Origin of the sequence: Streptosporangium sp. NPDC050855 (assembly GCF_044456585.1) — a bacterium.
In the GTDB taxonomy this organism is placed as follows: domain Bacteria; phylum Actinomycetota; class Actinomycetes; order Streptosporangiales; family Streptosporangiaceae; genus Streptosporangium; species Streptosporangium longisporum.
Map to the genome: position 1 here is coordinate 638,537 of NZ_JBITFY010000001.1, position 22,520 is coordinate 661,056.

The 22,520-nt window shown below is 67.1% G+C and carries 24 protein-coding genes and 1 pseudogene; all 25 read left to right on the forward strand.

Annotated features, from left to right (window positions below; all coding sequences use genetic code 11):
* Positions 1 to 51 precede the first annotated feature (51 nt).
* Positions 52 to 594 (forward strand): hypothetical protein, encoded by a 543-nt coding sequence (locus tag ACIBCT_RS03025; protein WP_399185731.1) that lies wholly within the window; start codon positions 52 to 54, stop codon positions 592 to 594.
* Positions 591 to 1,112 carry a hypothetical protein gene (locus tag ACIBCT_RS03030; protein WP_399185732.1) on the forward strand — a complete coding sequence of 174 codons (522 nt, stop codon included), beginning with the start codon at positions 591 to 593 and terminating at the stop codon, positions 1,110 to 1,112. The genes ACIBCT_RS03025 and ACIBCT_RS03030 overlap by 4 nt, the downstream gene beginning before the upstream one ends.
* A gap of 444 nt (positions 1,113 to 1,556) precedes the next feature.
* The gene (rpoB, locus tag ACIBCT_RS03035; protein WP_399185733.1) at positions 1,557 to 5,024 is read left to right on the forward strand and encodes a DNA-directed RNA polymerase subunit beta; all 3,468 of its coding nucleotides are present in this window, start codon (positions 1,557 to 1,559) and stop codon (positions 5,022 to 5,024) included.
* Between the two features lie 24 nt (positions 5,025 to 5,048).
* Positions 5,049 to 8,936 (forward strand): DNA-directed RNA polymerase subunit beta', encoded by a 3,888-nt coding sequence (locus tag ACIBCT_RS03040; protein WP_399185734.1) that lies wholly within the window; start codon positions 5,049 to 5,051, stop codon positions 8,934 to 8,936.
* Between the two features lie 514 nt (positions 8,937 to 9,450).
* Positions 9,451 to 9,822, forward strand: a complete 372-nt coding sequence (rpsL, locus tag ACIBCT_RS03045) for a 30S ribosomal protein S12 (protein ID WP_012887826.1) — start codon at positions 9,451 to 9,453, stop codon at positions 9,820 to 9,822.
* A 2-nt stretch (positions 9,823 to 9,824) separates the two neighbouring features.
* Entirely contained in the window at positions 9,825 to 10,295 is a 471-nt protein-coding gene (gene rpsG, locus ACIBCT_RS03050; RefSeq protein ID WP_179819699.1) for a 30S ribosomal protein S7, read from the forward strand.
* Positions 10,296 to 10,382: 87 nt separating this feature from the next.
* On the forward strand, positions 10,383 to 12,431 hold the full coding sequence (gene fusA / locus ACIBCT_RS03055) for an elongation factor G (protein WP_399186088.1): 2,049 nt from the start codon (positions 10,383 to 10,385) through the stop codon (positions 12,429 to 12,431).
* A 273-nt stretch (positions 12,432 to 12,704) separates the two neighbouring features.
* The gene (gene tuf / locus ACIBCT_RS03060; protein WP_399185735.1) at positions 12,705 to 13,898 is read left to right on the forward strand and encodes an elongation factor Tu; all 1,194 of its coding nucleotides are present in this window, start codon (positions 12,705 to 12,707) and stop codon (positions 13,896 to 13,898) included.
* A gap of 334 nt (positions 13,899 to 14,232) precedes the next feature.
* Entirely contained in the window at positions 14,233 to 14,541 is a 309-nt protein-coding gene (gene rpsJ, locus ACIBCT_RS03065) for a 30S ribosomal protein S10 (RefSeq protein WP_030912931.1), read from the forward strand.
* Between the two features lie 14 nt (positions 14,542 to 14,555).
* Entirely contained in the window at positions 14,556 to 15,209 is a 654-nt protein-coding gene (gene rplC / locus ACIBCT_RS03070; RefSeq protein ID WP_399185736.1) for a 50S ribosomal protein L3, read from the forward strand.
* Positions 15,206 to 15,853 (forward strand): 50S ribosomal protein L4, encoded by a 648-nt coding sequence (rplD, locus tag ACIBCT_RS03075; protein ID WP_399185737.1) that lies wholly within the window; start codon positions 15,206 to 15,208, stop codon positions 15,851 to 15,853. The genes rplC and rplD overlap by 4 nt, the downstream gene beginning before the upstream one ends.
* The gene (rplW, locus tag ACIBCT_RS03080; protein WP_030912923.1) at positions 15,853 to 16,155 is read left to right on the forward strand and encodes a 50S ribosomal protein L23; all 303 of its coding nucleotides are present in this window, start codon (positions 15,853 to 15,855) and stop codon (positions 16,153 to 16,155) included. The genes rplD and rplW overlap by 1 nt, the downstream gene beginning before the upstream one ends.
* Before the next feature lie 91 nt (positions 16,156 to 16,246).
* Complete coding sequence (rplB, locus tag ACIBCT_RS03085; RefSeq protein WP_344890038.1) at positions 16,247 to 17,083, forward strand: 50S ribosomal protein L2; 837 nt, start codon at positions 16,247 to 16,249, stop codon at positions 17,081 to 17,083.
* Between the two features lie 11 nt (positions 17,084 to 17,094).
* A complete protein-coding gene (gene rpsS, locus ACIBCT_RS03090) occupies positions 17,095 to 17,373 on the forward strand; it encodes a 30S ribosomal protein S19 (protein ID WP_012887835.1) in 279 nt (92 codons plus the stop codon).
* A gap of 119 nt (positions 17,374 to 17,492) precedes the next feature.
* Positions 17,493 to 17,846, forward strand: a complete 354-nt coding sequence (gene rplV / locus ACIBCT_RS03095; protein WP_344890035.1) for a 50S ribosomal protein L22 — start codon at positions 17,493 to 17,495, stop codon at positions 17,844 to 17,846.
* Complete coding sequence (gene rpsC, locus ACIBCT_RS03100) at positions 17,846 to 18,745, forward strand: 30S ribosomal protein S3 (protein ID WP_344890032.1); 900 nt, start codon at positions 17,846 to 17,848, stop codon at positions 18,743 to 18,745. The genes rplV and rpsC overlap by 1 nt, the downstream gene beginning before the upstream one ends.
* Positions 18,746 to 18,747: 2 nt before the next feature.
* Complete coding sequence (gene rplP / locus ACIBCT_RS03105; RefSeq protein ID WP_184538242.1) at positions 18,748 to 19,167, forward strand: 50S ribosomal protein L16; 420 nt, start codon at positions 18,748 to 18,750, stop codon at positions 19,165 to 19,167.
* Positions 19,167 to 19,403, forward strand: coding sequence for a 50S ribosomal protein L29 (gene rpmC / locus ACIBCT_RS03110; RefSeq protein WP_344890026.1), 237 nt, complete (start codon positions 19,167 to 19,169; stop codon positions 19,401 to 19,403). Before rplP ends, rpmC begins: the two co-directional genes overlap by 1 nt.
* A complete protein-coding gene (gene rpsQ, locus ACIBCT_RS03115; protein ID WP_344890024.1) occupies positions 19,396 to 19,695 on the forward strand; it encodes a 30S ribosomal protein S17 in 300 nt (99 codons plus the stop codon). The genes rpmC and rpsQ overlap by 8 nt, the downstream gene beginning before the upstream one ends.
* Positions 19,696 to 19,873: 178 nt before the next feature.
* Positions 19,874 to 20,242: a 50S ribosomal protein L14 gene (gene rplN / locus ACIBCT_RS03120; RefSeq protein ID WP_012887841.1), complete on the forward strand. Its 369-nt coding sequence runs from the start codon at positions 19,874 to 19,876 to the stop codon at positions 20,240 to 20,242.
* An 8-nt stretch (positions 20,243 to 20,250) separates the two neighbouring features.
* Positions 20,251 to 20,481 (forward strand): annotated as a pseudogene (rplX, locus tag ACIBCT_RS03125) (50S ribosomal protein L24); the annotation flags it as partial.
* A 170-nt stretch (positions 20,482 to 20,651) separates the two neighbouring features.
* Positions 20,652 to 21,230: a 50S ribosomal protein L5 gene (gene rplE, locus ACIBCT_RS03130; RefSeq protein ID WP_399185738.1), complete on the forward strand. Its 579-nt coding sequence runs from the start codon at positions 20,652 to 20,654 to the stop codon at positions 21,228 to 21,230.
* A 2-nt stretch (positions 21,231 to 21,232) separates the two neighbouring features.
* Positions 21,233 to 21,418 carry a type Z 30S ribosomal protein S14 gene (locus ACIBCT_RS03135; protein ID WP_012887844.1) on the forward strand — a complete coding sequence of 62 codons (186 nt, stop codon included), beginning with the start codon at positions 21,233 to 21,235 and terminating at the stop codon, positions 21,416 to 21,418.
* A 143-nt stretch (positions 21,419 to 21,561) separates the two neighbouring features.
* A complete protein-coding gene (gene rpsH, locus ACIBCT_RS03140; protein ID WP_030912900.1) occupies positions 21,562 to 21,960 on the forward strand; it encodes a 30S ribosomal protein S8 in 399 nt (132 codons plus the stop codon).
* A 17-nt stretch (positions 21,961 to 21,977) separates the two neighbouring features.
* Entirely contained in the window at positions 21,978 to 22,520 is a 543-nt protein-coding gene (gene rplF, locus ACIBCT_RS03145) for a 50S ribosomal protein L6 (protein WP_329089952.1), read from the forward strand.

Sequence of the window (22,520 nt, forward strand, 5' to 3'; positions counted from 1 at the left end):
AGCCGCGCTCACCCGCCCGCGTTCCGCAGACCGCGTGAGGGGAGAGAACGCATGGCATCGCACGCCGCCCGTCCCCCAGGCTCCCGCCGCCTGCGCCGCGCCCGTGCCCGCAGGCCGCGCAGGCTCGCCGGGCCGGTGCTGGCGACGCTGATCGCGGTGCTGCTGGCCGTGGCGTTCTGGGTCGGCACGGACCTGCGCGACGCCCAGGCGGCGGCCGACGACAGGCAGGCCGCGATGCGGGCGGCGGGGACGCACGCCGTGCACCTGCTCTCGGTCGGTCACCGCGCCGTCGACGCCGACATCGGGCGCGTCCTGGCCACCTCCACGGGCGCGGCCAGGGCCGAGTACGCCAGGGCCGCCGCGGAGCTGAAGAGGACGACGGTCGCGGGCAGGCTGCTGCGCACCGGCGCGCTGCGCGCCACCGGCCTGGTCTCGCTCAGGGGCGGCACGGCCCGGGTGATGGTGGTGGGGGACGAGCTGACCAGAAGGGACGGGGGCGAGGACGTCCCGCAGGAGCGGTTCCACCGCTGGGACATGGAGGTGACCAAGGTCGGTACGGCCTGGCTGGTGTCCAAGGTGGAGCCGGTGCCGTGACGGGCGCCTCCCGGCTGGCGATCGGGCTCATGGCCGCCGTCGCGCTCGCGCTCTCGGCGGTGATCTGGATCATGCACACCGACCTGAGCCGGCTCCGCGCCGACGAGGAGGCGGCACGGGAGGCGCTGGCAGCCGCCCGCGCGGTCGCCGCCGACATGCTCTCCTACGACCACCGGACGATCGAGCAGGATTTCGCCCGGGCGGGCGGGTACACCACCGGGGCGCTCAGCCTGCACTACCGGGAGCTGTCCCGCACCATGGCGGCACAGGCGCGGCGCGAGAAGGCGGTCCAGCAGGCCGCCGTGACCGGGGCCGGGGTGGAGTCGGCCTCGGGGCGTTCGGGCCGCGTGGAGGTGCTCCTGTTCATGAACATCAGTACGGTGAAGACCCTCAAGGGCGAGGAGGAACCCCGCCGTCAGGTCAGCCGCAACCGGGCCCGTTTCATCATGGTCGAGAAGGATTCCCGCTGGCTGGTCGCGGAGCTCTCCACGCTGCTCGGGGACCCCCCTCCGCCGTGATCGGCGCGCCGCTTCATTCAATTGTTAGCAAAGACCTGGTTTGAGTTCGGTCGGTCACCGGGTACACCGGCCATGGCAGCGTCGATCGTCGGTCGAACCATCGGCCGGCGACCGGAACGCCGGGTCACTCAGCGTCAGTCACACCAGGTCGGTCACCGTCTTGGATCGTGGAGGTGTACGCAGGTCACCCGGTGGGAAAACTCCCATGGCCGCAGCTGTTTCCCGGCCGAAATGTCAGCTCCCGGGCTTGACGTTTCGGTTCCGAAGAGCGATGCTGCGACCAACGTGGAGCTTGCAGCGAGACTGAAGTGGACAGGTGTATGCCGTTCGGCTACACTGCCCCTTTGCGCTGCCCTTTGACGACCCGCTTCTTTTGGTGCTCTGATGCATGGTCGTCTGGCGTGCGTGTAGTCAGTCCGCCGCGAGCCCTCGGAAGGACATCTGTTGGCAGCCTCGCGCAACGCCTTCGCCGTACCCGCCGGTCCCCGTCGTGTGTCTTTCGCACGAATTCAGGAGCCGCTAGAAGTTCCTGACCTTCTCGCCCTACAGACCGAGTCCTTCGACTGGTTGCTCGGAAACGAGAAGTGGAAGGGGCGGGTCGAGGCGGCTCGCCAGGCCGGGCGCAAGGACGTTCCGGCCCAGTCGGGCCTTGAAGAGATCTTCGAGGAGATCAGTCCCATCGAGGACTTCTCCGGAACCATGTCCCTGTCGTTCCGGGATCACCGGTTCGAGCCGCCCAAGTACTCCGTCGAGGAGTGCAAAGACAAGGACATGACCTACTCCGCCCCGATGTTCGTCACGGCGGAGTTCATCAATAACACCACCGGTGAGATCAAGAGCCAGACCGTGTTCATGGGCGACTTCCCGCTCATGACCGGCAAGGGAACGTTCATCATCAACGGCACCGAGCGTGTCGTGGTCTCCCAGCTGGTCCGGTCCCCGGGCGTCTACTTCGACCGCAGCGTCGACAAGACCTCCGACAAGGACCTGTACGGCTGCAAGGTCATCCCGTCGCGGGGTGCCTGGCTGGAGTTCGAGATCGACAAGCGCGACAGCGTCGGTGTGCGCATCGACCGTAAGCGCAAGCAGGCCGTCACGGTGCTGCTCAAGGCCCTCGGCTGGACCAGCGAGCAGATCCTCGAGCGGTTCGGCCAGTACGAGTCCATGCGCGCGACCCTGGAGAAGGACCACACGGCCGGCCAGGACGACGCGCTGCTCGACATCTACCGCAAGCTGCGCCCGGGCGAGCCGCCGACCAAGGAGTCGGCGCAGACGCTGCTGGAGAACCTGTACTTCAACTCCAAGCGCTACGACCTCGCCAAGGTCGGCCGGTACAAGATCAACAAGAAGCTCGGGGTGGACAGCGAGATCACCCAGGGCACCCTGACCGAGGACGACATCGTCGCCACCATCGAGTACATCGTCCGGCTGCACGCCGGCGAGGTCTCGATGCCCGGCGCCAACGGTGAGATCGTCGTCGAGACCGACGACATCGACCACTTCGGCAACCGCCGCCTGCGCACGGTGGGCGAGCTCATCCAGAACCAGGTCCGCCTGGGCCTGGCCCGTATGGAGCGCGTCGTGCGTGAGCGCATGACGACCCAGGACGTCGAGGCGATCACGCCGCAGACCCTGATCAACATCCGCCCGGTGGTGGCGTCGATCAAGGAGTTCTTCGGTACCTCGCAGCTGTCGCAGTTCATGGACCAGACCAACCCGCTGGCCGGCCTGACGCACAAGAGGCGTCTGTCCGCGCTGGGTCCCGGTGGTCTGTCCCGTGAGCGGGCCGGCTTCGAGGTCCGTGACGTGCACCCGTCCCACTACGGCCGGATGTGCCCGATCGAGACCCCGGAAGGCCCGAACATCGGCCTGATCGGCTCGCTGGCCTCCTTCGGCCGGGTCAACTCCTTCGGTTTCGTGGAGACCCCCTACCGCAAGGTCGTCGACGGCCGGGTGACCGACCAGGTCGACTACCTGACCGCCGACGAGGAGGACCGGCACGTCATCGCCCAGGCGAACACGCCGATCGGTCCCGACGGAACGTTCCTCGAGTCCAGGGTCCTGGTCCGCAGGAAGGGCGGGGAGTTCGAGTCCCTGCGCGCCACCGAGGTCGACTACATGGACGTCTCGGCACGCCAGATGGTGTCCGTGGCGACCGCGATGATCCCGTTCCTGGAGCACGACGACGCCAACCGCGCGCTCATGGGCTCGAACATGCAGCGCCAGTCGGTGCCGCTGCTCAAGAGCGAGGCGCCGCTGGTGGGCACCGGCATGGAGTACCGTGCCGCCACCGACGCCGGTGACGTGATCACCGCCGAGAAGGCGGGCGTGGTGGAGGAGGTCTCGGCCGACTACGTCACGGTGATGAACGACGACGGCACCCGCACCACCTACCGGGTGGCGAAGTTCAAGCGCTCCAACCAGGGCACCTGCTTCAACCAGAAGCCGATCGTGGCCGAGGGCGACCGCATCGAGGCCGGCCAGGTCGTGGCCGACGGTCCGTGCACCGACAGCGGTGAGATGGCGCTGGGCAAGAACCTGCTGGTGGCGTTCATGCCGTGGGAGGGTCACAACTACGAAGACGCGATCATCCTGTCGCAGCGCCTGGTGCAGGACGACGTGCTGTCCTCGATCCACATCGAGGAGCACGAGGTCGACGCCCGCGACACCAAGCTGGGCCCTGAGGAGATCACCCGCGACATCCCCAACGTCTCCGAGGAGGTGCTGGCCGATCTCGACGAGCGCGGCATCATCCGCATCGGCGCCGAGGTCGTGCCCGGGGACATCCTGGTGGGCAAGGTCACGCCCAAGGGCGAGACCGAGCTGACCCCCGAGGAGCGGCTGCTGCGGGCGATCTTCGGTGAGAAGGCCCGCGAGGTGCGCGACACCTCGCTGAAGGTGCCGCACGGCGAGCAGGGCAAGGTCATCGGGGTGCGGGTCTTCTCCCGCGAGGAGGGCGACGAGCTTCCCCCCGGCGTCAACGAGCTGGTGCGCGTCTACGTGGCGCAGAAGCGCAAGATCACCGACGGTGACAAGCTCGCGGGCCGGCACGGCAACAAGGGCGTCATCTCCAAGATCCTCCCGGTCGAGGACATGCCCTTCCTGGAGGACGGCACGGCCGTCGACATCATCCTGAACCCGCTGGGCGTGCCCGGCCGGATGAACGTCGGCCAGGTGCTGGAGACCCACCTGGGGTGGATCGCCGCCCGCGGCTGGGACATCTCCGGCATCGAGGAGGCGTGGGCCGAGCGCCTGCGCGACAAGGGCTTCGCCGAGGTGGAGCCGCGTACCAACATGGCGACCCCCGTCTTCGACGGCGCCAACGAGGAAGAGATCATCGGTCTGCTCGACAACACCCTGGTCAACAGGGACGGCGGGCGCATGGTCGGCGCGAACGGAAAGGCCCAGTTGTTCGACGGGCGTTCCGGCGAGCCGTTCCCGCACCCGATCTCCGTGGGTTACATCTACATCCTGAAGCTGCTCCACCTGGTCGACGACAAGATCCACGCGCGGTCGACCGGCCCGTACTCCATGATCACCCAGCAGCCGCTCGGCGGTAAGGCCCAGTTCGGCGGCCAGCGCTTCGGTGAGATGGAGGTCTGGGCCCTGGAGGCCTACGGCGCGGCGTACGCGCTGCAGGAGCTGCTGACCATCAAGTCCGACGACGTCCTGGGCCGGGTGAAGGTCTACGAGGCGATCGTCAAGGGCGAGAACATCCCCGAGCCGGGCATCCCGGAGTCGTTCAAGGTCCTCATCAAGGAAATGCAGTCGCTGTGCCTGAACGTCGAGGTGCTCTCCAGCGACGGCATGTCCATCGAGATGCGCGACACCGACGAGGACGTCTTCCGCGCCGCGGAGGAGCTCGGCATCGACCTGTCCCGGCGTGAGCCGAGCAGCGTCGAAGAGGTCTGATCTAGAAGCTGAGGGGGATTACAAGTGCTCGACGTCAACTTCTTCGACGAGCTTCGGATCGGCCTCGCGACCGCCGACGACATTCGCCAGTGGTCGCACGGTGAGGTCAAGAAGCCCGAGACCATCAACTACCGGACGCTCAAGCCCGAGAAGGACGGACTCTTCTGCGAGAAGATCTTCGGCCCGACCCGGGACTGGGAGTGCTACTGCGGCAAGTACAAGCGCGTCCGCTTCAAGGGCATCATCTGTGAGCGCTGCGGCGTCGAGGTGACCCGTGCCAAGGTGCGCCGCGAGCGGATGGGCCACATCGAGCTGGCCGCTCCGGTCACGCACATCTGGTACTTCAAGGGCGTCCCGTCCCGTCTGGGATACCTGCTCGACCTGGCCCCGAAGGACCTCGAGAAGGTCATCTACTTCGCGGCCTACATGATCACGCATGTCGACAAGGAGATGCGCGAGCGCGACCTGCCGTCGCTGGAGGCGAAGATCTCCGTCGAGCGGCAGCACGTCGAGCAGCGCCGTGACTCCGACATCGAGGCCCGCCAGCGCAAGCTGGAGGCCGACCTGGCCGAGCTCGAGGCCGCCGGGGCCAAGGGCGACCAGCGCCGCAAGGTGCGCGAGGGTGCCGAGCGTGAGATGCGGCAGCTGCGCGACCGGGCCCAGCGCGAGCTGGACCGGCTGGACGAGGTCTGGAGCCGTTTCAAGAACCTCAAGGTCCAGGACCTGGAGGGCGACGAGCTGCTCTACCGCGAGATGCGCGACCGCTTCGGCCGCTACTTCCGCGGTGGCATGGGCGCCCAGGCCATCCAGGAGCGGCTGACCAACTTCGACCTCGCCCTGGAGGCCGAGAACCTCCGCGAGACGATCCGCAGCGGCAAGGGCCAGAAGAAGGCCCGCGCGCTCAAGCGTCTCAAGGTCGTCTCGGCGTTCCTGAACACCCGCAACTCGCCCAACGGCATGGTCCTGGACTGCATCCCGGTCATCCCGCCGGACCTGCGCCCCATGGTGCAGCTCGACGGTGGCCGGTTCGCGACCTCGGACCTGAACGACCTCTACCGCCGGGTGATCAACCGGAACAACCGCCTCAAGCGGCTTCTCGACCTCGGCGCGCCCGAGATCATCGTGAACAACGAGAAGCGGATGCTCCAGGAGGCCGTCGACGCGCTGTTCGACAACGGCCGCCGCGGCCGCCCGGTCACCGGACCCGGCAACCGCCCCCTGAAGTCCCTCAGCGACATGCTCAAGGGCAAGCAGGGCCGGTTCCGCCAGAACCTGCTGGGCAAGCGAGTCGACTACTCCGGCCGTTCGGTCATCGTCGTCGGCCCGCAGCTGAAGCTGCACCAGTGCGGCCTGCCCAAGCAGATGGCGCTGGAGCTGTTCAAGCCGTTCGTGATGAAGCGCCTGGTGGACCTGAACCACGCGCAGAACATCAAGTCGGCCAAGCGGATGGTCGAGCGTGCCCGGCCGGTCGTGTGGGACGTCCTCGAAGAGGTCATCACCGAGCACCCCGTGCTGCTCAACCGCGCGCCCACCCTGCACCGCCTGGGCATCCAGGCCTTCGAGCCGCAGCTGGTCGAGGGCAAGGCCATCCAGATCCACCCGCTCGTGTGCACCGCGTTCAACGCGGACTTCGACGGTGACCAGATGGCCGTGCACCTGCCGCTGTCGGCCGAGGCGCAGGCCGAGGCCCGCATCCTGATGCTGTCCACCAACAACATCCTCAAGCCGGCCGACGGCAAGCCCGTGACCATGCCCACCCAGGACATGATCATCGGCCTGTACTCGCTGACCACGCTCAAGGACGAGGACGAGAACGGCGCCGGCAGGGGCCGGGTCTTCGGCTCGGTGTCGGAGGCGCTCATGGCCTTCGACCGCCGCGAGCTGGACATCCAGTCGCTGATCCAGATCCGGATGAAGGGCGACGTCCCGCCGCCCCGCGACTGGACCGCCCCCGAGGGCTGGGAGCCCGGCGACGGGTACCGCCTGGAGACCACCCTGGGCCGGTGCCTGTTCAACCAGACGCTCCCGGCGAACTACCCGTACGTGAACTCGCAGGTCGGCAAGAAGCAGCTCTCGGTCATCGTCAACGAGCTGGCCGACAAGTACCCCAAGGTCGAGGTCGCGGCGGCGCTCGACGCCCTCAAGGACGCCGGCTTCTACTGGGCGACCAGGGCCGGTGTGACGATCTCCATCGAGGACGTCATCGCGCCGCCGAACAAGGCCGAGATCATGGAGACGTACGAACGCCGGGCCGACAAGGTCCAGCGGGAGTACGAGCGCGGTCTGATCACGGACGAGGAGCGCCGTCAGGAGCTCATCGAGATCTGGACGCACGCGACCAGTGACGTGACCGACGACATGCAGAAGGCGTTCCCGAAGACCAACCCGGTCTGGATGATGGTCCAGTCGGGCGCCCGAGGGAACCTGATGCAGGTCCGGCAGATCTCCGGCATCCGCGGCCTGGTGTCCAACACCAAGGGTGAGACGATCCCGCGTCCGATCAAGGCCTCGTTCCGCGAGGGCCTGTCGGTGCTGGAGTACTTCATCTCCACCCACGGCCAGCGGAAGGGTCTGGCGGACACCGCGCTGCGGACCGCCGACTCCGGCTACCTGACCCGTCGTCTGGTGGACGTGGCGCAGGACGTCATCGTCCGCGAGATCGACTGCGGCACCGACCGCGCCGTGCCGCTGCACGTCGCCGACCGCGACGCCCAGGGCAACCTGGTCAAGGCGGAGAACGCCGAGAGCAACGTGCACGGCCGCATCCTCGCCGAGGACGTGGAGGTGGACGGCAAGGTCGTCGTGCCGATGGGCGTCGACATCAACGACGCCCACGTCACCGCCCTGGTCGAGGCCGGTGTGGAGACCGTCAGGACCCGCAGCGCCCTCGTCTGCGAGGCCAAGATCGGTGTCTGCGCCACCTGCTACGGCCGCTCGCTGGCCACCGGCAAGCTCGTGGACGTCGGCGAGGCGGTCGGCATCATCGCCGCCCAGTCGATCGGCGAGCCCGGCACCCAGCTGACGATGCGGACCTTCCACACCGGTGGTGTGGCGGGCGCCGACATCACCCACGGCCTGCCCCGTGTCACCGAGCTGTTCGAGGCGCGCGTCCCCAAGGGCGTCGCCCCGATCAGCGAGGCCGAGGGCCGGGTCCGCATCGACGAGACCGACAAGACGCGGAAGATCGTGGTCGTCCCCGACGACGGCTCCGAGGAGGTCGCGTACCCGGTGTCGATGCGGTCGCGGATGCTCGTCTCCGACGGGCAGCGGGTCGGCGTCGGCCAGCAGCTGATCGCCGGTGCGGTCAACCCCAACGAGGTGCTGCGCATCCTCGGCCCCCGCGCCGTGCAGCTGCACCTGGTGGCGGAGGTCCAGCAGGTCTACCGCTCGCAGGGTGTGTCGATCCACGACAAGCACATCGAGATCATCGTGCGGCAGATGCTCAAGCGCGTGAACGTGCTGGAGTCCGGCGACGCCGACATGCTGCCCGGTGAGCTCGTCGAGCGGCCGCGCTTCGAGCGGATCAACCGCGAGTGCGTGGCCGAGGGCGGCACGCCGGCCTCGGGCCGCCCGGTGCTGATGGGCATCACCAAGGCCTCGCTCGCCACCGAGTCCTGGCTGTCGGCGGCGTCCTTCCAGGAGACGACCCGGGTGCTCACCGACGCGGCGATCCACGCCAAGTCGGACTCGCTGCTCGGTCTCAAGGAGAACGTCATCATCGGAAAGCTCATCCCGGCGGGTACGGGCATGCCCCAGTACCGCAACATCCGGGTCGAGCCCACCGAGGAGGCCAAGGCCGCGATGTACACGGTCGGCGGCTACGACGGCTCCGCGGCCGACTACACCTTCGGCTCGGGCTCCGGCGAGGCCGTGCCGCTGGAGGAGTACGACTTCGGTCAGTACAACCGCTGAGCGAGCACGCCCGGCACAGTGATCGAGACGGCGCCCGGTCCCCGCGAGGGGGCCGGGCGCCGTCCGTCTTGACCGGAACGTTGCGGCCCAAGCCGTACGTCAATGCGGAGAACGACCGGAGAAGTGTCCGGGGGCGGGTAAACTTCGGTGTGGACCCGGACGTGGTCGGTCGGAAACCGGTCACGGGAGCCAGGGCACGGATGCGGGCGCGCGTGACGGCGCCCGGCCGGTGCGGTCGTTTTGACGTGTTGCACTGGGCTGGGTAGTCTTTCCCTTCGTGCCCATGTCTTCATGGGTCCTCATGCGTGCGCGTCGACGGTTTCCCATCGAGGAGTCGGCAGGGGCGCCGTGTGGCCTCCTCCAGCGGATCGTTCCTTTCCGGGACGTGGTACGACACCCCGCGACACGCCCGAACGCGTGGGTCGGAGGAGCTGGAAGAACCGCAGGTCATGACACCGGCAGTACCTGCAAATGCACCACATTCGAATAACCGGCTAGCACGAACGGAGACGCGGTGCCCACGATTCAGCAGCTGGTCCGCAAGGGCCGCCAGGACAAGGTCACCAAGACCAAGACCCCGGCGCTCAAGGCCAGCCCTCAGCGACGCGGCACCTGCATGCGCGTTTACACCACGACCCCGAAGAAGCCGAACTCCGCCCTCCGCAAGGTGGCGCGTGTCCGGCTGACCAACGGCATCGAGGTCACGGCTTACATCCCCGGTGTCGGTCACAACCTCCAGGAGCACTCCATCGTGCTCGTCCGTGGTGGGCGTGTGAAGGACCTTCCGGGTGTTCGCTACAAGATCATCCGTGGTTCGCTCGACACCCAGGGTGTCCGCAACCGCAAGCAGGCCCGTAGCCGTTACGGCGCGAAGAAGGAGAAGTAGGAATGCCTCGCAAGGGTTCTCCTGGCCGTCGTCAGCTCATGGCCGACCCGGTTCACAACTCGCCCCTGGTCACCGCTCTGATCAACAAGGTGCTCCTGGACGGCAAGCGATCCATCGCCCAGTCCATCGTGTACGGCGCCCTCGAAGGCGCCAGGGAGAAGACCGGCAACGACCCGGTCGTCACCCTCAAGCGCGCGCTGGACAACGTCAAGCCCACCCTCGAGGTCCGCAGCCGCCGTGTCGGTGGCGCGACCTACCAGGTCCCGGTCGAGGTGCGCGCGGCGCGCAGCACCACCCTGGCCCTGCGCTGGCTGGTGCAGTACTCCCGCGCCCGCCGCGAGAAGACCATGACCGAGCGTCTGATGAACGAACTGCTCGACGCCAGCAACGGCCTCGGCGCAAGCGTCAAGAAGCGCGAGGACACCCACAAGATGGCCGAGTCCAACAAGGCCTTCGCCCACTACCGCTGGTAACAGCGGGTTCGACGAGACGACGAGGACGCGAGAGAAGTGGCCACCACGACCGCTCTTGACCTGGCCAAGGTCCGAAACATCGGGATCATGGCCCACATCGACGCGGGCAAGACCACGACGACCGAGCGCATCCTGTTCTACACCGGTATCAACTACAAGATCGGTGAGGTCCACGAGGGCGCAGCCACGATGGACTGGATGGAGCAGGAGCAGGAGCGTGGTATCACCATCACCTCCGCTGCCACCACCTGCGAATGGCTCGGCCACACGATCAACATCATCGACACGCCGGGTCACGTGGACTTCACGATCGAGGTGGAGCGTTCGCTCCGCGTCCTCGACGGTGCCGTCGCCGTGTTCGACGGCGTCGCCGGTGTCGAGCCGCAGTCCGAGACGGTCTGGCGTCAGGCCGACCGCTACGAAGTACCCAGGATCTGCTTCGTCAACAAGATGGACCGGGTCGGCGCGGAGTTCCACCGCTGCGTCGACATGATGGTCAGCCGCCTGAACGCGACCCCCGCCGTCATCCAGCTTCCCTGGGGCGTCGAGGCCGACTTCAAGGGCGTCATCGACCTGGTCAAGATGAAGGGCCTGCTCTGGAGCGCCGAGGCGGCCAAGGGCGAGATGTACGAGACCGTCGACATCCCGGCCGAGCACGCCGAGGTCGCCCGCGAGTGGCGTGACAAGCTCGTCGAGACCGTCTCCGAGAACGACGACGAGCTGATGGAGCTCTTCCTGGAGGGCGTCGAGCCCACCGAGGAGCAGCTGGTCGCGGCCATCCGCCGCGCCACGCTGAAGAGCGTCATCAACCCGGTCCTGACCGGCACCGCGTTCAAGAACAAGGGCGTCCAGCCCCTGCTCGACGCGATCGTCGCCTACCTCCCCGCCCCGATCGACATCGCGGCCTTCAAGGGCCACGCGGTCGGCAAGGAGGACGAGGTCATCGAGCGTCACGCCGACGTGAACGAGCCCTTCTCCGCGCTCGCCTTCAAGATCATGAGCGACCAGCACCTGGGCCGTCTCACCTACATCCGCATCTACTCGGGCACGCTCGAGACCGGCACCGCCGTGGTCAACTCGGTGAAGGGCCGCAAGGAGCGGATCGGCAAGATCTACCAGATGCACGCCAACAAGCGCGAAGAGCGCCCGTCGGCCGTCGCCGGTCAGATCGTCGCCGTGATGGGTCTGAAGGACACCACCACCGGTGACACCCTGTCGGACCCGGCTCATCCCGTGGTCCTGGAGTCGATGAACTTCCCGGCGCCGGTCATCAGCGTCGCCATCGAGCCCAAGACCAAGGGTGACCAGGAGAAGCTGGGCACCGCGATCCAGCGTCTGGCCGAGGAGGACCCGTCCTTCCAGGTCCGTCGTGACGACGAGACCGGGCAGACGGTCATCTGGGGTATGGGCGAGCTCCACCTGGAGATCCTCGTCGACCGGATGCGCCGCGAGTTCAAGGTCGAGGCCAACATTGGCCGGCCTCAGGTGGCCTACCGGGAGACCATCCGCCGCAAGGTGGAGAAGGTCGACTACGTCCACAAGAAGCAGACCGGTGGTTCGGGCCAGTTCGCCAAGGTCATCATTGACATCGAGCCGCTGGGCGAGGGCAACGACGGTTACGAGTTCTCGAACAAGGTCTCCGGTGGCCGCATCCCGAGGGAGTACATCCCCTCGGTCGACGCGGGCGCCCAGGAGGCGGCCGAGTTCGGTGTCCTGGCCGGCTACCCCATGGTCGGGGTCAAGGTCACCCTGCAGGACGGTGCCTACCACGAGGTGGACTCGTCCGAAATGGCCTTCAAGATCGCCGGCTCGATGGCCTTCAAGGAGGCCGCGCGCCGTGCGGACGCCGTAATCCTGGAGCCGATGATGGCCGTCGAGGTCACCACGCCCGAGGACTACATGGGTGACGTCATCGGTGACCTCAACGGTCGCCGCGGGCAGATCCAGGCGATGGACGAGCGCTCCGGCGCCCGGATCATCAAGGCGCTCGTGCCGCTCTCTGAGATGTTCGGCTACGTGGGAGACCTCCGTAGCAAGACGCAGGGACGCGCGAGCTACAGCATGCAGTTCGACTCCTACGCGGAAGTGCCTGCGCACATCGCCAAGGAGATCGTCGCGAAGGTGCGGGGCGAATAAGTCCGGCATCCGTTCCGGGTGCGGGAGGCGAGGAGATCGCCGCCCCGCCACCGGAGGGGTGCGGGGCGAACAGCTCGGTATCCGTTCCGGGTGTGGGGGGGCGAGGAGATCGCCGCCCCGCCACCGGAGGGGTGCGGGGCGAACAGCTCGGCATCCGTTCCGGTGACGGGAGACGGGAGACCCGCCTCCCGCCACCGGAAGGGTGCGGGGCGCACAAGCCCGGCATCCGTTTTTGAAGACGCAAGTCACGTCAGAATCTCTAAGGAGAGAGCAGTGGCCAAGGCCAAGTTCGAGCGGACCAAGCCGCACGTAAACATCGGCACCATTGGGCACATCGACCACGGCAAGACCACTCTGACCGCGGCGATCACCAAGGTGCTCCACGAGCGTTTCCCGAACCTCAACGAGGCGACCCCGTTCGACAAGATCGACAAGGCGCCCGAGGAGAAGGCTCGTGGTATCACGATCTCCATCGCGCACGTCGAGTACCAGACCGAGAAGCGCCACTACGCCCACGTGGACTGCCCCGGTCACGCCGACTACGTGAAGAACATGATCACCGGTGCGGCTCAGATGGACGGCGCGATCCTCGTGGTCGCCGCCACCGACGGTCCGATGCCGCAGACGAAGGAGCACGTCCTCCTGGCCCGCCAGGTCGGCGTCCCCTACATCGTCGTGGCCCTCAACAAGTCCGACATGGTGGACGACGAGGAGATCCTGGAGCTCGTCGAGCTCGAGGTCCGCGAGCTTCTCTCGGCCCAGGAGTTCCCCGGCGACGACCTGCCGGTCGTCCGCGTCTCGGCGCTGAAGGCGCTCGAGGGCGACTCCAAGTGGGGCGACTCGATCATCGAGCTCATGACCGCCGTGGACGAGAACGTCCCCGAGCCGACCCGTGAGACCGAGAAGCCGTTCCTGATGCCGATCGAGGACGTCTTCTCGATCACCGGTCGTGGCACCGTCGTCACCGGCCGTATCGAGCGCGGTGTCGTCAAGGTCAACGAGACCGTCGACATCATCGGCATCAAGGAGACCAAGACCACCACCACGGTCACCGGTGTCGAGATGTTCCGCAAGCTGCTCGACGAGGGCCAGGCGGGCGACAACGTCGGTCTGCTCCTCCGTGGCATCAAGCGCGAGGACGTCGAGCGCGGCCAGTGCATCATCAAGCCGGGCACGACCACCCCGCACACCGAGTTCGAGGCCCAGGTCTACATCCTGAGCAAGGACGAGGGCGGCCGCCACACCCCCTTCTTCAACAACTACCGCCCGCAGTTCTACTTCCGCACCACCGACGTGACCGGCGTGGTGAACCTCCCCGAGGGCACCGAGATGGTCATGCCGGGCGACAACACCGAGATGAACGTCCAGCTCATCCAGCCCATCGCGATGGAGGACGGTCTCAAGTTCGCCATCCGTGAGGGTGGCCGCACCGTCGGTGCGGGTCGAGTGACCAAGATCATCAAGTAGTACGATCGCGGAGTGGCGGCCGGCCTCCATACGGGACCGGCCGCCGCGCCACGAGGGGCCCGCGCCGCAGGGCACGGACCTGGCAGGACCCACGAACCGTGATCTCGCAGTGGCTTCGGCCGGAAAATCTGCCGAAGTGACTGCCAGATCACGGAAGAAAGCGCGGACTCTCAGCGTCTGCTACGTGGGACACGTACGGAGAACGCCCCCGCGGGGGGACACGGACTCCCGTACGAGGCGGAGGGGACGTCGCGAGACGGACCCGCCCCACAGCACAGCGGCAACAGGCCGCACGTAACTTTTTCAGACGACAGCGAAGGACACCGAGGCCATTATGGCGGGACAGAAGATCCGCATTCGGCTCAAGGCCTATGACCACGAGGTCATCGACGTTTCGGCCAAGAAGATCGTCGAGACGGTGACACGGACTGGCGCCAAGGTCGCGGGCCCGGTGCCGCTGCCGACCGAGAAGAACGTGTACTGCGTCATCCGCTCGCCGCACAAGTACAAGGACAGCCGCGAGCACTTTGAGATGCGCACGCACAAGCGGCTCATTGACATCATCGACCCGACGCCGAAGACCGTCGACTCGCTCATGCGACTCGACCTTCCCGCCGGCGTCGACATCTCGATCAAGCTCTGAGGGAACGCACTGACATGGCTAAGCAGATCAAGGGCGTCCTGGGCAAGAAGCTCGGCATGACCCAGGTCTTCGACGCGGACAACCGGATGGTCCCGGTGACCGTCGTCGAGGCCGGTCCGTGCGTCGTGACCCGCGTCCGCACCCCCGAGAAGGACGGCTACTCCGCCGTTCAGCTGGGCTTCGGGCAGGTCGACCCACGGAAGGTCAACAAGCCGCTCGGCGACTACCTGCGCAAGCACGACATCACCCCGCGCCGTTACTTCGCGGAGATCCGCACCGACGACGCCGGTGACTACACCCTGGGCCAGGAGCTCTCGGCCGACACCTTCGAGGCCGGCCAGTTCGTCGACGTGACGGGCAAGAGCAAGGGCAAGGGCTTCGCCGGTGTCATGAAGCGCCACGGCTTCAAGGGCCTGGGCGCCTCCCACGGTACGCAGCGCAAGCACCGCTCGCCGGGTTCCATCGGTGGCTGCGCCACCCCGGGCCGCGTCTTCAAGGGCGTGCGCATGGCCGGCCGGATGGGCAACGTCCGCACGACCGTCCAGAGCCTCAAGGTTCACGCCGTGGACGCCGAGAAGGGCCTCATCCTGATCAAGGGTGCGATCCCCGGTGCCAACGGCAGCCTGGTCCTGGTCCGCACCGCCGCCAAGAAGGGGGCTGCCAAGTGAGCACCATTGACGTCCTCGACGTGAGCGGCGACAAGGCCGGCACCGTCGACCTGCCGGAGGACATCTTCGGCACGAAGGTCAACATCCCGCTGATCCACCAGGTCGTCGTGGCCCAGCTCGCCGCTCGCCGGCAGGGCACCCACAAGGCCAAGACCCGCGGTGAGGTCCGGGGCGGCGGCAAGAAGCCGTACCGCCAGAAGGGCACCGGCCGCGCCCGTCAGGGCTCGACCCGCGCCCCGCAGTTCGCCGGCGGTGGCACCGTCCACGGCCCGGTGCCGCGGGACTACTCGCAGAAGACTCCCAAGAAGATGAAGGCCGCCGCCCTGCGCGGTGCCCTGTCCGACCGGGCGACCGGTGGCCGCGTTCACGTGGTCAGCGGTCTGGTCGCGGGGGAGACCCCGGCGACCAAGGCGGCTCTCGAGTCGCTTCGCAGGATCACCAAGGCCCGTAGCGTTCTCGTCGTCGTCGACGAGGGTGACGAGCTCACCTGGCTGAGCCTGCGCAACGCCCCCGAGGTCCACCTGCTGGACGCCGGGCAGCTCAACACCTACGACGTGCTCTGCTACGACGACGTGGTCTTCACCCAGGCGGCCTACGACCAGATCGTGGCCCGTCTGAGCAAGAGCGGGAAGGAAGACGCCTGATGGAGAAGATCGCCGACCCGCGCGACATCATCATCAAGCCGGTGGTCTCCGAGAAGAGCTACGGCCTGATCGACGAGCACAACAAGTACACGTTCCTGGTGCGGAAGACGGCCAACAAGACGCAGGTCAAGATCGCCGTAGAGAAGATCTTCGGTGTCAAGGTGGCCAGCGTCAACACCATCAACCGCCAGGGCAAGCGCAAGCGGACCAGGTTCGGCTACGGCCAGCGCCCCGCCACCAAGCGGGCGATCGTGAGCCTGGTCGAGGGCGACCGGATCGACATCTTCGGTCAGATCGGCTGACGCGCTCGCTCAGTACGTACAGGGAGAAAGCCCCTCACCAGCCGGTGAGGGGCATTCGACCGGATTAACCGACGAAGGATGAACGAAAAAGATGGGCATCCGTAAACTCAAGCCGACGACCCCGGGTCGCCGCGGCGCCAGCGTCTCGGACTTTGCCGAGATCACGCGCAGCACGCCCGAGAAGTCGCTGCTTGCACCCTTGCACAGCAAGGGTGGCCGTAACGTCCACGGCCGTGTCACCACCCGTCACCAGGGCGGTGGCCACAAGCGCGCCTACCGGATCATCGATTTCCGGCGTCACGACAAGGACGGGATCCCGGCCAAGGTCGCTCACATCGAGTACGACCCGAACCGCACGTCCCGCATCGCGCTGCTGCACTACGCCGACGGGGAGAAGCGCTACATCCTCTGCCCGACCGGTCTGAAGCAGGGCGACAACATCGAGAACGGCCCCACGGCCGACATCAAGCCGGGCAACTGCCTCCCGCTGCGCAACATCCCGACGGGTACCTTCATCCACGCGGTGGAGCTCCGTCCGGGTGGCGGCGCCAAGCTGGGCCGGTCCGCCGGCGCGCAGATCCAGCTCCTGGCCAAGGAGGGGCAGTACGCCACGCTGCGTATGCCCTCCGGCGAGATGCGCCAGGTCGACGTCCGCTGCCGGGCCGCCGTCGGCCAGGTCGGCAACGCCGAGCAGGCCAACATCAACTGGGGCAAGGCCGGACGCATGCGGTGGAAGGGCAAGCGCCCCACCGTCCGCGGTGTCGCGATGAACCCGGTCGACCACCCGCACGGTGGTGGTGAGGGTAAGACCTCCGGCGGTCGTCACCCCGTCAACCCCAAGGGCAAGCCCGAGGGTCGTACTCGTGCGGCGAACAAGGCCAGCGACCGGCTGATCATCCGCCGTCGTACCAAGCGGAAGAAGCGGTAGGAGCAGCCAAAATGCCACGTAGCCTCAAGAAGGGTCCCTTCGTGGACGACCACCTTCAGAAGAAGGTGGATGTCCAGAACGAGAAGGGCACCAAAAACGTCATCAAGACGTGGTCGCGGCGCTCCATGATCGTGCCCGACATGCTCGGCCACACGATCGCCGTTCACGACGGCCGCAAGCACGTCCCGGTGTTCGTCACCGAGTCGATGATCGGCCACAAGCTCGGTGAGTTCGCCCCGACGCGAACCTTCCGCAGCCACGTCAAGGAAGACCGCCGCAGCCGGCGATAAAGCGCCTCACAGGGAGGGCTCGTCCCGCCCGCAGACGACCGGACGGCGAGAGCCGTACCGGTCACCACCGGGCGAGACAGACCCGACCGACACGAAGCAGAAGGTAAGAGGAGTAAGCGATGGAAGCCAGGGCTCAGGCGCGGTTCGCGCGCCACACGCCCATGAAGGCCCGCCGCGTGGTGGACCTCATTCGCGGGCTGCCCGCTTCGGAGGCGCAGGCCGTGCTGCAGTTCGCTCCCCAGTCGGCGAGCGAGACCGTGTACAAGGTGCTGTCCAGCGCCATTGCCAACGCGGAGCACAACTTCAAGCTCGACCGGGAGACGCTCTTCGTGAGCCGTGCCTGGGTCGACGAGGGCCCGACGCTGAAGCGGTTTCGTCCCCGCGCCCAGGGTCGCGCCTATCGGATCAACAAGCGGACCAGCCACATCACCGTGATCGTGGAGTCCCGCGAGCCGAAGGGGAGGACCCGCTAGTGGGTCAGAAGGTCAACCCGCACGGGTTCCGCCTCGGCATCACGACCGACTTCAAGAGCCGGTGGTACGCCGACAAGCTCTACAAGTCGTACGTGGCCGAAGACGTGGCGATCCGCCGCATGCTCAAAAAGGGCATGGAGCGGGCCGGCATCTCCAAGGTGGAGATCGAGCGGACCACCGACCGGGTACAGGTCGACATTCACACCGCCCGTCCGGGCATCGTCATCGGCCGCCGCGGCGCCGAGGCGGACCGGATCCGCGGTGACCTCGAGAAGCTGACCAAGAAGCAGGTCCAGCTGAACATCCTCGAGGTCAAGAACCCTGAGATCGACGCTCAGCTCGTCGCCCAGGGTGTGGCCGAGCAGCTGTCCAGCCGTGTCTCGTTCCGCCGTGCCATGCGCAAGGCGATGCAGTCGGCGATGAAGAGCGGCGCCAAGGGCATCCGGGTGCAGTGCTCGGGTCGTCTGGGCGGCGCCGAGATGTCCCGCTCGGAGTTCTACCGCGAGGGCCGCGTGCCCCTGCACACCCTCCGCGCGGACATCGACTACGGCCTGTACGAGGCCCGCACCACCTTCGGCCGCATCGGCGTGAAGGTGTGGATCTACAAGGGTGAGGCCCCGACCAGCCGCGCCGAGCGCGAGGCGGCCGCCGCCGGTGCCCGCGCCGGCGGCCAGCGCCGTGACCGCGACGACCGTCGTGGCCCCGGTGCCGGTGGCGGCGACCGTCCCCGTCGTGGTGGCGGCGGCGCCGGTGGCGCCCGTCGCGGCGGCGGTGCCGGTGGCGCCGGTGCCGGTCGTGGTGACCGCGCCGCGGCTCCGTCCGCACCCAGGAACGAGGCGGCCTCACAGGCCGCCCCCGAGACCGGCCCGGCTGCGCAGCCGGGTGCTGAAGGGAGCTGACCATGCTGATCCCGCGCAGGGTCAAGCACCGCAAGCAGCACCGGCCCGACCGTCACGGCGCCGCCAAGGGCGGCACCAGGGTCGTGTTCGGCGAGTTCGGCATTCAGGCGCTTGAGCACTCCTACGTGACCAACCGCCAGATCGAGTCGGCTCGTATCGCGATGACCCGTCACATCAAGCGTGGCGGAAAGGTCTGGATCAACATCTACCCGGACCGTCCCCTCACCAAGAAGCCTGCCGAGACCCGCATGGGTTCCGGTAAGGGTTCGCCGGAGTGGTGGATCGCCAACGTCAAGCCCGGCCGCATCATGTTCGAGCTGTCGGGTGTCGCCGAGCCGGTGGCTCGCGAGGCCCTGCGGCGCGCCATGCACAAGCTGCCGATGAAGTGCCGGTTCGTCAAGCGTGAAGTGGGTGAGGCGTGATGGCTAAGGGCCTGACCGCTGGTGAGCTGCGGGTGGAGGACCAGGACACGCTGGTCACGAAGCTGAAGGAAGCCAAGGAGGAGCTGTTCAACCTCCGCTTCCAGGCCGCGACCGGCCAGTTGGAGAGCCACGGGCGGCTGCGTGCCGTTCGCCGCGAGATCGCCCGTATCTACACCGTGATGCGCGAGCGGGAGCTCAAAATCGTCACGGTAGAGAAGGAGTCGATCGATGGCTGAGGCCGTGGAGACCACCGAGAGCACCGAGAGCACGACCAAGGCGCGGAACTACCGCAAGACCCGCGAGGGCCTGGTCGTCAGTGACAAGATGGACAAGACCGTCGTGGTCGCCGTCGAGGACCGCGTCAAGCACCCCCTGTACGGCAAGGTCATCCGCAGGACGACCAAGTACAAGGCGCACGACGAGGCCAACGACTGCGGCGTCGGCGACCGCGTTCTCCTGATGGAGACCCGGCCGCTGTCGGCCAGCAAGCGCTGGCGCGTCATCGAGATCCTCGAAAAGGCCAAGTAGGCCACACGCCTCGTGGGGGGTGACGGTGTCACCCCCCACGACGGCGTCCAAGGGGGCGAAGCGATCTTCGCCCCGCCTCGGCCGCGGTCCGTCAGGGCTGTGGTCGCAGGACAAAGACCCAGCAGGTTCCGCAAGGCTCACCCGAGGGTGAGAACCGGCGAGACAAACAGGAGTTCAAGTGATCCAGCAGGAGTCGCGGCTCAAGGTCGCCGACAACACCGGTGCGAAGGAAGTCCTTTGCATCCGCGTGCTCGGCGGCTCGGGCCGGCGCTACGCGGGAATCGGCGACATCATCGTCGCCACGGTCAAGGACGCCATCCCGGGCGGCACCGTGAAGAAGGGCGATGTGGTCAAGGCCGTCATCGTCCGTACTGTCAAGGAGCGCCGCCGGCCCGACGGCTCCTACATCCGCTTCGACGAGAACGCCGCCGTCATCATCAAGGACAGCGGCGACCCGCGGGGCACTCGCATCTTCGGTCCCGTCGGACGCGAGCTGCGTGACAAGAAGTTCATGCGGATCATCTCGCTCGCGCCGGAGGTGTTGTAATGCCGAAGCTGCACGTGAAAAAGGGTGACCTGGTGCTGGTCATCGCAGGCAAGGACAAGGGTGCCAAGGGCCGCGTGATCGCCGCCCACCCGCGTGACGAGCGCGTGGTGGTCGAGGGCGTCAACATGGTCACCAAGCACTCCAAGGAGACCAACCAGGGTCCGCGCGGTGCCAAGAGCGGTGGCGTGCAGACGATGGAGGCTCCCATCCACGTGAGCAACGTCAAGAAGCTCAAGGATGACGCCAAGCCCGCCAAGGATGACGCCAAGTCCACCAAGGCCACCAAGGACGACACGTCCACCAAGGACGACACGTCCGCCAAGGCCGAGGCCAAGCCCGCCAAGGACGACAAGCCCGCCGGGAAGGAGACGGCCGAGGCCGCCTCCGACGAGACGGGCGGGGACAAGTGATGACCGCGAACACCACCGAGACCGAGCAGCGGACCCTTCCGCGCCTCAAGCAGCGCTACCGCGAAGAGATCATCGCGAAGCTGAACGAGGACTTCGGGTTCGAGAACATCATGCTGGTGCCCACGATCACCAAGATCAAGGTGAACATGGGCGTCGGCGAGGCCGCGCGCGACTCGAAGCTGATCGAAGGCGCCGTCCGCGACCTCACCGTGATCACCGGCCAGAAGCCGGCGGTCGTCCGCGCCCGCAAGTCCATCGCCCAGTTCAAGCTGCGCGAGGGCATGCCGATCGGCGCTCACGTCACGCTCCGCGGTGACCGCATGTGGGAGTTCCTCGACCGGCTGCTCTCGCTGGCGCTGCCCCGTATCCGTGACTTCCGGGGCCTGTCGCCCAAGCAGTTCGACGGCAACGGGAACTACACCTTCGGTCTCACCGAGCAGGTCATGTTCCACGAGATCGACCAGGACAAGGTCGACCGTCAGCGGGGCATGGACATCACGGTCGTGACCACCGCTAAGACCGACGACCAGGGCCGGGCGCTGCTGAAGCACCTCGGATTCCCCTTCAAGGAGGCCTGATCATGGCGAAGACGTCGCTCAAGGTCAAGGCTGCTCGCAAGGCCAAGTTCGAGGTCCGGGCCTACACCCGCTGCTCGCGCTGTGGCCGTCCCCGCGCCGTCTACCGGAAGTTCGGCCTGTGCCGCATCTGCTTCCGCGAGATGGCGCACCGGGGCGAGCTGCCCGGCATCACCAAGTCGAGCTGGTAGCCCCCCGCGCGGTCCCGTGACCTTACGGGTCCGCGCGGTCTCCGGCCCCACATAGAATTTCGTATTCACCGGGCGCTGATCGAAGCGCCCATGACCGCACCGTAGGTCCCCTGTGGAAACCGCGGTGAGGAAGGCCACCGGCCATGACGATGACCGACCCGATCGCAGACATGCTGACGCGTCTGCGAAACGCGAACTCGGCGTACCACGACAGCGTGGCGATGCCGTACTCGAAGATCAAGGCGCACATCGCCGAGATCCTCCAGCAGGAGGGATACATCCAGGCCTGGACCGTCGAAGACGCCAAGGTCGGGAAGAACCTCGTGGTGGAGCTCAAGTTCGGGCCGAGCCGTGAGCGGTCGCTCGCGGGCCTGCGCCGGGTTTCCAAGCCCGGCCTGCGGGTCTATGCAAAGAAGGACAACCTGCCCCGAGTCCTGGGCGGACTGGGCGTCGCGATCATCTCGACGTCCGGCGGTCTCATGACGGACAAGCAGGCCGGCAAGCGTGGAGTGGGCGGGGAAGTCCTCGCCTTCGTTTGGTAGAGGGGAGAACGAACAGCATGTCAAGAATCGGACGGCTGCCCATCCCCGTACCGAACGGAGTGGACGTCGCCATCGACGGCCGGGACGTCACGGTCAAGGGTCCTAAGGGCACACTTTCACACACGGTCGCGGAACCCATCGCGATCGCCAAGGGCGACGACGGGAACCTCTCCGTCACCCGCCCCAACGACGAGAACAAGGTCCGTGCGCTGCACGGCCTGTCCCGCACCCTGGTCGCCAACATGGTGACCGGTGTCACCCAGGGGTACTCCAAGACCCTGGAGATCGTCGGCGTCGGTTACCGCGTCCAGGCCAAGAGCCCGACTCAGCTCGAGTTCGCTCTCGGTTTCAGTCACCCGGTGATCGTCGACGCCCCCGAGGGCGTCACCTTCCGCGTCGAGCGGCCGACCCTGTTCCACGTGGACGGCATCGACAAGCAGAAGGTCGGCGAGATCGCCGCGAACATCCGTAAGTTGCGCAAGCCCGACCCGTACAAGGGCAAGGGTGTGCGTTACCAGGGTGAAGTTATCCGCCGCAAGGTCGGAAAGGCTGGTAAGTAG